The organism is Novosphingobium sp. NDB2Meth1 (assembly GCF_900117425.1).
GTDB lineage: Bacteria > Pseudomonadota > Alphaproteobacteria > Sphingomonadales > Sphingomonadaceae > Novosphingobium.
In genome coordinates, this window is sequence record NZ_FPEH01000012.1 from 361,593 (window position 1) to 373,467 (window position 11,875).

Sequence of the window (11,875 nt, forward strand, 5' to 3'; positions counted from 1 at the left end):
AGGCGGCTGCCAAAGCGCCGCTCTGATCGTGAAATGGAATCGCGTGGCTGCCTGCGATTCCTGAAGCATTATTAGAATGCTAATTCTAGAAACTTGTGGTCCGAGTCAAGGGGCCTTTGCGCCGAACCGGGCGCGCCAGTTGCCATCCATCGGCCAGAACCAGACAACGGCGGCCTGCGCCGCAAGCAGGGTGCCAGCGGCGAGGAAATAGGCTTGGCGGATATCGGCGCGGGCGGCATCGGTCAGCGCATCGGGGACGTATCCCGCCCACGACAGGACAAAGGCGCCAAGCGCGCTGCCGATTGCCATGCCGACTTTGGTCGAAGTGCTGATGCCGGAGGACAGGAGGCCTTCGTGGCGCACGCCGAACAGGGCCTGGTGGTAGTCTGCGGTCGCGGCGGCCATCGAGAAGATGCCGGTGATCGTGACCGAAGTGACGATCGAGAAGGCGAAATAGGGGAGCAGCAGCGGAGGCACGGCGAGCGCGCCGATCTGCAGGTCTGCCGCATGATCGAGCCCGGCCATGGCGGCAAGCAGCACCAATGCAGTCGCGATGGCGCCGATGCAGCCCTTGCGGATGCCGGTGCGCGCGAGGATCGGCGGAGCGATGAAGGCAGCGAGGAGCAGGCCGCCCGAGACCATCGGCAGCATGACCGGGATCAGCCACGGCTTCTGGACGACGTCCTTGGCATAGAAGATCGTCAGGCCGAGCATCGCGCCGAAACGCACGAAGTAGAGCAGGCAGAAGCCGAAGCAGACGGCCAAGGCGCGGTTGCGCAGCATCTGGCCGATGGCGGGCAGGGTGCGGAAGGCGGAGGCCGGGGCTTCGTCGGCAATGCGCTCGCGGCAATTGCGGAAGAGCATGGCGAGCGCGAAGAGCGACAGCGCGCCGAACAGCAGCGTGACCATGAGAAAGCCATGCGCTTCGTTGCCGCCGCCGAGCGCGCCGACCAGCGGCATCGTCGCCGCGGTTCCGAGGATGACGCCCACCGACGTGCCGATCGAGCGCCAGCCGCCGAGGCGCAGGCGGTCCGCCGGATCGTCCGTCATCATCGGCATCAGCGCGGTGTAGGGGATCGAGCCGAAGCTCATGATGATGCCCAGCGCCTTGAAAGTGAGGAAGGCGTAGACGAGCTGCGCGCCCTGGCTCCAGTGCGGCACATTGAACGTGGCGATGAAGACAAGGACGTAGGGCACGGCGGTCAACAGGAAGTAGGGCCGGGTGCGGCCCCAGCGGCTGCGCGTCTTGTCGACCGCGATGCCCACCAGCGGATCGATCACCGCATCGAGCAGGCGCGCGACAAGGAAGATCGTGCCGACCGCCGCCGCCGGAAGCCCTACGACGGTGGTGTAGTAATAGAGCAGGAACGCGCCTGCCATGTTGTAGGCAAGGCTGTAGCCGAAATCGCCGAAGCCGTAGCTGGCGCGTTCGGCGAGTGAGAGCCGATCAGACACAGAATGCGGCCCTGTTGGAGCAGGACCGCTTCTGTGGCGTCTCAATCCGCTGGGCAAGCGGCCATTCGATGCAGGCGGACAAGGTCATGTCCGTTCTCCCTTGTTCGATCGGCCGGCTGCCGGATGTCGGGGGCGCGCGCCAGACGCCCCCGCCTGGAAAGTCAGATCAGATCAGAACTTCACGCCGAGACGGATCCCGTAGGTGCGCGGCGTACCGAACTGCCAGTTGAACACGTCGTCCGGACCTGCCGAGATGAAGCTGCCGTAAGTCAGCGGGCGGGTGTTCTCGACATTCTTCACGAAGGCGATCAGCGAGTAGCGCTTGTTGGCGGTCTGGTACTCGAGGCTGAAGTCGCTCTGCGTGAACGCCTGCTGCGTGCCGTCGCGGTAGTTGTAGAAGTCGGTGAAGTAGGACGACTTGAAGGTCGTGTCCGCACGCGCCGTCAGGCTGCCCGCACCGCCCAGCTGGAAGGTGTGGTCGATCCCGGCGGTGATGATGAACTTGGGCGAGAACGGCGGGCGATTGCCGGCAAAGTTCGGCTGCTGCACGCCGGGAGTCGTGGGATCGAGATCGCCGATGCCGTTGAGCGCGCCGCTCAGATCGAGCACGTTGAACTGGGCGAGCAGTTCCTTGTACTCCGCGTTCAGGTAGTTGAACGAGGTGTGGAAGTTCGTCGCGTCATCCAGCTGGATGCTCGCCGAGGCTTCGATGCCCCAGATCTTGGCCTTGCCCGCGTTGAAGGTCTGACCGCCCACCGTGGTGTCGAGCAGGACCGAGACCTGAAGGTCCTTGTAGTCGTAGTAGAACGCGCCGAGGTTGAACTGGTGCTGGCGGTGATCGCCGAAGGTCTGCTTCCAGCCGCCTTCGAAGGCGGTGTTGGTTTCGGGCCGGTAAGTGCCGACCGCGTCGAAGCCACCGCCCTTGAAGCCGGTGGAGGCCTTGAAATAGACCAGCGTATCGGCATTGGGCTTGTAGTTCAGCCCGGCGAGCCAGGTGACCTTGCTGTCGTTGCTGCCCAGCGGCAGGATCTGAGCATTGATGGCGTTCAGATCCTTGCGTCCCGGACCCGCACCGAGCAGCGTGAAGTTGGGGCCACCGACGGGGCAGGACCCGACAGTCGGGCAATCCGGGCGCTGCGGGATGGGCACGGTATTGTAGCGAACAAACGGCGTGCCATTGACGTAGACGGCGTCGCGCGAGTTGTCAGTGTAGCGCAGACCGCCGACCGCGGTCAGCTTGTCGCCCAACGGCACTTCGACCTGACCGAACAGAGACTTGCTGTCGCTGGAGATCTTGCGGCCGAAGTACGAGAGGTAGGTGCCGGCCGGAGGTGCGATCGGGCCGAGGAAGAAGCCGTTCTCGCGGTCGAGCTTCTCCTTGAAGTAGAATCCGCCGATCTGGTAGATCACCCCGCCGATCTTGCCATTGAGGCGCAGTTCGTGGCTCTGCGTCCCGGCATCGTCCTGGAACGAGAACGACTGGTAGATCACCGGCAGGGTCAGGCGGTTCTTGGGATCACCCGAGAAGCTGCGGTAGCCGCCGATGTAGGTGAGCGTTGCCGCATCGCTGAATTCATAGGCGATGCGCCCGCGCACGGCCCAGCTGTCCTGCTTGACCTTGCCGATGCCGTAGAGCGGCGCCACGTATTCGTTGCGGTCGATCTGCGAGACGAGGTTGGTGTTGTTGGGAACGCACAGCACCTGCGTGTAGGCCGGAGCAACGCGGCTGAAGCCGTTGTTGCAACCGCCGCCGGTCGGGCCGTTGCCCGGGCGGTTGAGATCGGCAACGGCAAAGATGCCGGGGCTGAACTTGCGCTGCGAGTACTCGGCGGCAAGATTGATCGACAGCTTGTCGGTCGGATCGAGGCGCAGCGAGATGCGGCCGCCATACGCGTTGTTGTCGTCCGAACGACCCGCGGCATAAGCCGGGAACACGAAGAAGCCGCCGCCGGCGGGGTGCTTGTTGTAGCCGTCGCGGTCTTCATAGAAGCCCGAGACGCGCACCGCGGCAACATCACCGAGCGGCACATCGACCCCGGCATCGGCGCGCACGGCGTTGTAGTTGCCGTAGCTGATCGTGCCTTCGGCGCCGAAGGTGCGGCCGGGCTTCTTCGTGATGAAGTTGATCGCGCCGCCGGTCGAGTTGCGGCCATAGAGCGTACCCTGCGGCCCGCGCAGCACTTCGACGCGGTCCATGTCGAACAGCGCCATCGACATCACGTTCGGGCGGTTGATGTACTCGCCGTCGATATTGATGACGACCGAGGTATCCTGCGCCTCGTCGTTCGAGGTGGTGCCGATGCCGCGGACGGTGACCTTGACGGTGCCCTGATCCTGGTTGAGCTGGACGACCGGAGCGATCTTGTCGATGTCGTTGAGCGTAGAGAAGCCGGCCTTCTTGAGGTCCTCGCCGCTGATCACGTTGATCGCGATCGGCACGTCGTTGACGTTCTGCTTGCGGTTCTGCGCGGTGACGACGATTTCGGCGTTGGCGGCCTCGGCATCTGCCTGTGCGGTTTGCTGGGCATGCGCGGGCGCGGCCATGGCGATGATGGCGCACGATGCAAGCAGACTGGTACCTTGGATGATGTTGCGCATGATCCCTCCCGTTATGCACTCCGCTTGATCCGGAGCGTCTGGTTAGCGATTTTCAATTCAAGCCCGTTTTCGAACCTCGGGCTGCCATTCCGGCGTACCGTTCATGCTGCGCAGCATGGCGGGAAACCGGCCCGGAATGGCGGAACAAAAATGTCCTGCCCGATTGGTTCCATTAAGTGAAATAGTATGTTTTCATCGATAATCATTCATCAGATCGATACATAATCTGATCGGTGCATAGATTAGGCCAATGCGGGCATGACCTCGCGCGCGAGCAGATCGAGCGTCTGGTTGCCGAGGCGAAGGCGCTCTTCCGTCAGCGGACCAGTCGTCGTCCCGCACAGAACGTTGCCGATGCCGAGCTCCTTGTAGGGCGTGAGATGCTCAATCACCGTCTCGGGCGATCCATAGAGACACCAGGTGCCGATCCAGTCTTCGGTGAGCGCGTTGGGGGTCCGGTCCGTCTTGGTATTCTCGGCGTTGCTTTCAGCGCGGGCGTTGAACTCGGCCTCGCGCTCGACCGCCGCCTGATAGGCCCTGAGGATCACTTCGAGCTCTTCGCGCGCCTGATCATCGCTCTCGGCCACATGGACGCACTGGTAGGTGTGTGTCGTCCAGTCGAGCGCGCTCTTCACGACCTCGTCCGAGTGGCCGGCGGCGGTGAGCTTGGCGTGGTAGATGTCGAAGAACTTCTTCACGTGGACGAAGGGCTCGGTGCCGCCGATCCTAGGCGGTGTGAAAGCCGGGATGAACGCGGGCCAGCCGTGGGTCGCGGCGCGCTGGGCGCTGGTTTCCTTCATCGCCACCGGCATGAGGCGCGCATGGCCGGGCGTATAGCTGGCGGGCGCGATGCGCTGGAGCACGCGGCCCTGGTGGGGGCCGTTGTCGATTTCGATGGCGGGGTCGGTCATCGCCTTGGCCCAGAGCGCCTCGGCCAGTTCGAGGTTGCGGTCGGAGATCGCGCCGGCATCCTTGTAGTTGACGCCGAAGCCGATCATTTCCTCCGGCGTCGTGCCGCTGCCGATGCCGACGAGGATTTTGCCCTCGGTCAGCTGGTCAAGGATGTTGATGCGCTCGGCAAAGCGGACCGGATGGTGCAGCGGGACCGAGACGACCGAGAAGCCGAAATGCATCCGCGGCATCTTGGCGGCGAGGTAGGCGGCGAAGATGAAGCTGTCGCTGGCCACCGGCATGTAGCCGTTGAAGTGATGGTCCGGCATGAAGATCGCCGAGAAGCCGAGATCACCTGCACGCAGGGCATGCGATTCCAGATCCTTCATCAGCTTGCGGTCGTCTTCGGGGCACATCGTGCGCGCGTTGAGGAAAACCGAAAAACGCATCTGCTTGTCTTCTCCTCCCGTCTGGGCCGCCTGAACCATGATTCTGGTACGGACTCGACGAATAAAATTAGAATTGACGTTCGTGTTTAAGTAGGGTTTAGCATTCCAATGTCAACTGCCACACGCCACACCGAGGCCCTCGCGCTTCAGGCCCTCAGCCGCAAACCGCGCCAGGGGCGCAGCCTTGCTTCGTTCGAACGCATGCTCGAAGCGACCAAGTCGCTGATGATCGAGACGGGGGGCGACAGCTTCACGCTGCAGGACGTGAGCGAGCGCGGGCAGGTCTCGATCGGCTCGATCTACCTGCGCTTTGAAAGCAAGGACCGGTTGCTGCACGCGGTGATCGCGGAGGAATTGCAGGCGATCATCGCCAAGGAACGCGTGATGATCGATGCCGTACTGGCGGAGACATCTTCGCTGGGCGCGTTCCTCCCGCTCTACATCGCGCGCTACAGCGCATTTCTGGAGGAGCATGCCCCGCTGCTGCGCACGATCATGGCACGCGCCGAAATCGATCCGCTGGTGTCCGAGCCGGGCAAGGAGACGGCGCGGCGTTCAGCTGAAATGTCGATTGCAGCGATCCTGACCTTCCGCGACGAGATCAAGTCGGCCGATCCGGAGGCCAAGGCGCTGGCGGTGTTCCAGATCGTGTTCGCGACGATCGCGCGCCAGTTCGGGCTGGGTTCGACACCGGAATCGAGCGATCCCTACCTGTGGGGCTTCATCAAGGACGAGATCGTCAAGATGGCGCTGGCCTACTTGCGCCACGCGGATTGAGGGCGGCGCGGTTCAAACCGAGTCCTCGGCCATTCCTCAACCCCGCTCACCCTGAGCCTGTCGAAGGGTGGTGGCGCACCACCGTGCCAGATGCTTCGACAAGCTCAGCGTGAGCGGACTTGGGTGTTGTCGGAATTCCTCAGAACGGCCCGGCCAGCCGGTGCAGCGCCGCGCCCATGATGCCGCCGATTTCCTCGCCGGGGCGACCTGCCAGCTGCGCGGCGCCGATGGAGACGCTGGTTTCCACCACATCGCGGCAGCGTTCGTAGCGGCGGTCCTCGTAAGCCATAAGCGCGGCTTCGGCATTGTCTGCCCGCGCCAGTTCCTCACCGAGGACCAGTGCGCTTTCCACTGCGATGCCCGCGCCTGAAGCGAGGTGGGGCGTGGTCGCGTGGACGGCATCGCCCAGCAGCACGATCCGGCCATCCGACCACGGGCGGGGCTGGATCTTCGCGGCGAGCGGGCGGTAGTTCACCCAGTCTTCCGAAGTCATCGTATCGCGCACCCAGCCGGCATTGCCGCCGAAATCGGCGAGGTGGGCCTTCATCTGCGCGACGAGGTTCTCGCCTTCGAGGCGCTCCTCGCCATCGGCGTGCGGGGTGAGCAGCCAGAGGTAGATGCGGTCCTCGCCGCAGCGGGTGATGCCGACCATGAAGCGGTGGCCGAAGAACATCTCGCCGCGCTCCAGTGTCGGCGGCTTCTTCATCGAGACGCGCCAGCAGCCCTGGCCGGTGCGCTCCGCCTCGCCCATGTGCGGGAAGGCGAGCTCACGCACGCGCGAGCGGACGCTGTCGGCGCCGATGACGAGGTCGTAGCGGCCGGTGGTACCATCGGAGAAGGTGACGTCGACACCGCCGTCGCGGTTGGCGAGGGTGTCCACGGTCACGCCCAGGCGGACCGGAATGCCGGCGGCGGCAATGCGCTGCTGCATCAGGTGGTGGAGCACCGGGCGCATGATGCCGCCGGTCGCGGGGAGGCCTTCCTCGATCGGCGGCTCGTCGAGATCGCGCAGGTGCATGCCGTTGAACAGGAACATGCTGGAGCCCGCGACGATGGCGCCTTCGCGCGCAATGTCCTCGACCATGCCGAGCCGCTGGTAGGCGCGCAGGGTCGGGCCGGTGATGGTGATGCCCGCGCCGTAGACGCGCCATTCGGGATCGAGATCGATCAGCGTGACCGCGACGCCGCGCGCGGCAAGATCGATCGCGGCCGCCATTCCGCCGATGCCGCCGCCGACGATCAGGGCGTTGCCGATGGCGGTGATGGGCTGAGGCTCAGTCATGCGGTCTGGTTCCCTTGTTTTCCATGGCCCAGGCAATCCCCTCGGCCAGCAGCGCCGCGGCATGCGGCTCGTCATAGTTTTCCGGCCGGTGGCCGATGGCGGTGTAGAACATGCGGCCGGTTCCGACGGGCTTGCGCCAGGCAATGGGGTGGTAGCCCATCGAGAGGCTCTCGCCGCGATAGCCGATCTGTTGGTAATCCCTCTCGTCGATGGTCGCGACGGCGACCGCGCCGCCGGTGACGGGATTGCGGTCGAAGGAGTACCATTCCTCGAGCAGCGGAAAAGACTTCGCGCCGCCCGCGCCGATGGCATCGTCGGTGATGCCGACGGTGGCCGTCTGGAACTGCGGGCGGCCGGGGTGGCCGATGAAGCGCGCGCCGAGCAGGGTGTCGGCGTACCAGTCCCAGAACCACACGGGATCGCCGCCTGCGCCGTGGATTCCGGCATAGCCGCCGCCATGTTCCAGATAGCCCCGGAACGCGGCACGCTGGGGCAGGGTGAGCGCGTCGCCGCTGGTGTTGTTCCAGACGACGACAGCAAAGCGCGCGAGATCCTCGGCGTTCATCACCCCGCCGCGATCCGTGAAGACGATCTGCCAGCCCCGCTCCGCCGCGATGGCCTTGAGGCGCGCGCGGGCGGCATCGACGGAGGGATTGTCGCGAAAGCCGTTGATCTTCTCGAAGACCAGAACCTGCGGGCGGCCATCTGCCGGGGGCAGGGCGGGGCGGTCATGGTCATAGCGGGCGCAGCGCGCCACGGTGAAGGAGGGGGTGATGGGGAGCTTGGCGAGCTTGGCGGCGAGCGGGGCCTTGAGCGCGGCGCCATCGGCGCGCACTTCAAGCAGCGAGCCGACACTGAGGATATTGGCAAAGCCCGTTGGAAGCCCGCCCCCGCCGAAGTTGCGGGTGAAGCCGGTAACGAGATCGGACGCGACGCTTTCGAGCGCAGCAGGACCGCCGGGGTGCATCAGGACATCGGACAGCGGCGAATCCACGCCGAGCGGCGCCGTGGCGAGCGGGCAATCGCGCACGGGCTCGTGCCCAATCGCCGGTGTCGCGGCAACCAGCGTCAGTGCGGCAGCGATGGCCCGCAGCGCGCTCACTGGACCGCCAGCCAATCGATGTACTGGTCGATCCAGCGATCACTCGTCGTGCCCTTGGGCATCATGCCGAAGCCGTGCTCGCCGCCATAGTAGAGGTGGAATTCGACGGCGTCGCTTTCCTTGAGCCAGCTGTCGACGAGCTTCAGACCGCCCTGCCTGAACAGCGGATCATGCGCGGCGATGGCAAGGAACAAGGGCGGGCGCGGACCTCCCGTGACAGTCTGCGTCATCGGCGGATAAATGAGGCCAACGTGGCGCAGCAGTGCGGCTTCGGGGCGCTGCTCGATCAGGCGGATCAGCGTGCGCGAACCGGCGGAAAAGCCGATGGCGCCGACCTGCTTGGGGTCGAGCTTCCACTCCGAGGCGCGCTTGCTGACGACGGAAACCGCCGCGGCGAGATCATCGACGGCGGGCGGCAGTTCAGCCAGTTCGCCCTTGCCGAGCTGGCCGAACTTGGACGCCATGTCGGCCATGAAGGCTTGCGGTGTCGGCGGCGTCGGGTTCACGCGGTACTTGAGGACAAAGGCGGTGTAGCCCTGCGCCGCGAGCCGGTCGGCGACGCGAAAGCCCTCGCTGTCGATCGAGACGAACATGTAGCCGCCGCCGGGCACCACGATCACCGCCTTGCCATTGGCGCGGCCGTTCAGCGGGCGAACCACAGAGAGCGTCGAGCGCTGGACATTGCGTGCCCAGACCTGGCCGAACACACGGGTCCAGGTTTCACCGCCGGTGGGCACGTCGTTGAGCACGATCTCCTCGCCGCGCACCGGCGCGACGGTGTCTGCAGGCGGCAGAGGCGGCATCTGTGCCTGCGCAGGACTTGCGGCGAATGCGAGCAGCCCGGTGAGAAAGGCAAGGATCTTGCGCATGGGGTCAGGCACCTGCCGTGTGGCTCTTGATGTAGTCGCGGTAAACAAGAGCGCTGGGCTTGGGCGTGCGCACGAACGTCTGGCGGTCAAGCGTGTGCAGCCCGTAATGAAACTTGTAGCCGAAGCCCCATTCGAAATTGTCGATCAGCGACCAGTGGCAATAGCCCTTCACCGGCACGCCTTCGTCCATCGCGGCCTTGAGGTGGGTGAGTGCCTCGGGAATGAGCCAGGCTCGGATCGCGTCGTCATCGGTACCGACGCCGTGTTCGGTCACGATGACCGGAACCTTTGCCACCTCGTAGGCATAACGCACCGCGCCAGCGAGCGAAGGGGGATAGACTTCCGCGCCCATGATATTGCGGCGTGCGTCCGCCGGCGGATCAAGTTTGCCCTTCTTGCCCCAGATCGAGCGCTCGTAATTCTGCACGCCGATGAAGTCATCGGCCTGAGCGAGGCGCAGCCAGGCATTGTAGAACTTCTCGCGCATTGCATCGCGCAGCGAGCCGGGCTCTCCCGCTTGATCGTCGAGCATGGCGAGGCTCACGCCAACTGGCAGATCACCCCGCACCGCCTTGATCGCTGCCTTTCCGGCGGTATGGCCGGCTCGCAGGTTGGACTGCACCATTGCCGGATCGGGATGATGGATCGCGTTGCCGGCAAGGAATACCGGGACCCCCAGCTTGGCTGCGGCGGCAGCGGCCATGGCTCTATCCGCTTCGAGAAGTCCGCCCGGTAGTAGGAACTGGAGCAACCCTGCCAGATTGGGCTCGTTGAGCGTAGTCGCATGATCGATCCCGCCGGCGAGATGGCGCGCGGCTTTGTCGCAGAAGCGCGCGAAGAGTTGCGGTGCCTCGTCGTTGGTCCAGCCACCGCGCGCAGCGAACCATATCGGCGTGGTGAAGTGATTGAAGGTGACGATGGGCCGCAGGCCAACGGCCCGCGCACCTTCGATCATCCGCTTGTAGTGATCGAGCATGGCGATCGAGAACTGGCCAGGTTCGGGTTCGATCCGTGCCCATTCGAGGCTGAAGCGGTAGGCATTGAGCCCGAGGTTCTTCGCGAGCTCGAGATCGGTGCGCCAAAGTTCGAAGCTGTTGGCCGCATCGCCGGAGGGTTCGCTGTAGGCTGTCTGCTTGAGGTTTTCGAGCAGCCAGCAATCGGAATTGATGTTGTTGCCTTCGACCTGATGGCCTGCGGTGGCGGCGCCCCAGATGAAGTTGGCGGGGAAGGGGCCGGGCGCCGCAGCTGCCTTGACCGCCTTGGCTGCCACGCGCGGAGCCGCGCTCAGCGCAAGGCCTGCTGCCGTGGCCGCCACGAATGTGCGCCGGTCGATTGTCATTCCGCCATCTCCCATCTGTTTGGATGCTGATCTGGGCGAAATCATCGATCAAGTAAAATTGTCATGATGCATAAAATCGTATAGCCAGCGTCGATACATACGCCGGAGAGTTTGGACAGGATGCGCTTCAAGGGTCTCGATCTCAACCTTCTCGTCGCGTTCGACGCGCTGATGGCGACACGCAGTGTAAGCCGTTCGGCGGAGCGCCTGAACCTCAGTCAACCCGCGATGAGCGCGGCGCTGGCACGGCTGCGGGAGTATTTCGGCGATGAGTTGCTGCAACTGCAGGGCAAGCGCATGCATCCCACGCCCTTTGCCGATGAACTCATGCCGCAAGTGCGCGAGAGCCTGCTCGGGCTGGAAGTGATGCTGTCGCGCTCGCCCAATTTCGATCCGCGCACCTCGCAGCGCAGTTTCAAGATCGTGACCTCGGACTATGTCTTCGCCTCGCTGATCGTGCCGCTCGTCGCGCAGCTGGCGGAGGATGCGCCGGGTATCCGCATCGATTGCGGGCTCCCGCAGCCGAGCACGGTGCAGGAACTGGAAGAAGGCAAGATCGATATCACGATCACGCCGGAATATGTGATCGGCGGCAATCACCTCTCCTATGTGCTTTATCGCGAACCGCAGGTCGTGGTGGGGTGGAGCGGCAATCCCGCCATTGCCGGCGGCGTTATCACCGAGGAAGCATTCTTCGATGCGGGCCATGTCGTTGTCGTGCTGGGCGGCGGACAGACATTGTCTTACGCGGACCGGACGCTGGAGCTGATGGGGCGAGGCCGCATGATCGAGGCGACGGTGGCGATCTTTACGGCGGTGCCCTGGCTGATCGAAGGAACCAACAGGCTTTCGGTGATGCATTCGCGGCTGGCCGAGCAGCTCAAGGGGCGATTTGCGATCAGTACCGCGCCGGTGCCGTTCGAGATTCCCGCGATGAAGCAGATGCTGAGCTATCATCCGGGGCGCAAGGACGATGCCGGGCTGACCTGGCTGCGCGGGCGGATCGAGGCGATTGCGCAGCGTGGCGAGGCGCTTGACGCATAACGTCAGTCTATATCGAATTATCCAAACAATCATTTTTACAGATTGATTGAGCCCCAGCAGAACAGCGGC

At 64.4% G+C, this 11,875-nt stretch carries 9 protein-coding genes; 2 read left to right on the forward strand and 7 right to left on the reverse strand.

Features of this window, described 5'->3' with window-relative positions:
* Positions 1-105: 105 nt before the first annotated feature.
* From NDB2M1_RS06340 to NDB2M1_RS06350, 3 genes are all read right to left on the reverse strand, one after another.
* Positions 106-1,455, reverse strand: a complete 1,350-nt coding sequence (locus NDB2M1_RS06340) for an MFS transporter (protein ID WP_072380593.1) — start codon at positions 1,453-1,455, stop codon at positions 106-108.
* A 171-nt stretch (positions 1,456-1,626) separates the two neighbouring features.
* Positions 1,627-4,053 (reverse strand): TonB-dependent receptor, encoded by a 2,427-nt coding sequence (locus NDB2M1_RS06345; protein ID WP_072380595.1) that lies wholly within the window; start codon positions 4,051-4,053, stop codon positions 1,627-1,629.
* 242 nt (positions 4,054-4,295) lie between these two features.
* Positions 4,296-5,393, reverse strand: a complete 1,098-nt coding sequence (locus NDB2M1_RS06350; RefSeq protein WP_072380835.1) for an LLM class flavin-dependent oxidoreductase — start codon at positions 5,391-5,393, stop codon at positions 4,296-4,298.
* 108 nt (positions 5,394-5,501) lie between these two features.
* Between NDB2M1_RS06350 and NDB2M1_RS06355 the strand changes: the two genes are divergently transcribed.
* Complete coding sequence (locus NDB2M1_RS06355; RefSeq protein WP_072380597.1) at positions 5,502-6,170, forward strand: TetR/AcrR family transcriptional regulator; 669 nt, start codon at positions 5,502-5,504, stop codon at positions 6,168-6,170.
* Between the two features lie 139 nt (positions 6,171-6,309).
* Here the strand turns inward: NDB2M1_RS06355 and NDB2M1_RS06360 are convergent, their stop codons facing one another.
* Genes NDB2M1_RS06360 through NDB2M1_RS06375 form a run of 4 tightly spaced genes read right to left on the reverse strand, consistent with a single transcriptional unit; the run spans position 6,310 to position 10,762 of the window.
* Positions 6,310-7,452 (reverse strand): FAD-dependent monooxygenase, encoded by a 1,143-nt coding sequence (locus NDB2M1_RS06360; RefSeq protein ID WP_072380599.1) that lies wholly within the window; start codon positions 7,450-7,452, stop codon positions 6,310-6,312.
* Positions 7,445-8,554: a ThuA domain-containing protein gene (locus NDB2M1_RS06365; RefSeq protein WP_072380601.1), complete on the reverse strand. Its 1,110-nt coding sequence runs from the start codon at positions 8,552-8,554 to the stop codon at positions 7,445-7,447. Before NDB2M1_RS06365 ends, NDB2M1_RS06360 begins: the two co-directional genes overlap by 8 nt.
* The gene (locus NDB2M1_RS06370; RefSeq protein WP_072380603.1) at positions 8,551-9,435 is read right to left on the reverse strand and encodes an alpha/beta hydrolase; all 885 of its coding nucleotides are present in this window, start codon (positions 9,433-9,435) and stop codon (positions 8,551-8,553) included. The genes NDB2M1_RS06365 and NDB2M1_RS06370 overlap by 4 nt, the downstream gene beginning before the upstream one ends.
* On the reverse strand, positions 9,428-10,762 hold the full coding sequence (locus tag NDB2M1_RS06375; RefSeq protein ID WP_072380605.1) for a family 1 glycosylhydrolase: 1,335 nt from the start codon (positions 10,760-10,762) through the stop codon (positions 9,428-9,430). Before NDB2M1_RS06375 ends, NDB2M1_RS06370 begins: the two co-directional genes overlap by 8 nt.
* 120 nt (positions 10,763-10,882) lie before the next feature.
* Here NDB2M1_RS06375 and NDB2M1_RS06380 point away from each other — a divergent pair, with 120 nt between their 5' ends.
* Positions 10,883-11,806, forward strand: coding sequence for a LysR family transcriptional regulator (locus tag NDB2M1_RS06380; protein WP_072380607.1), 924 nt, complete (start codon positions 10,883-10,885; stop codon positions 11,804-11,806).
* The last annotated feature ends 69 nt before the right edge of the window (positions 11,807-11,875 follow it).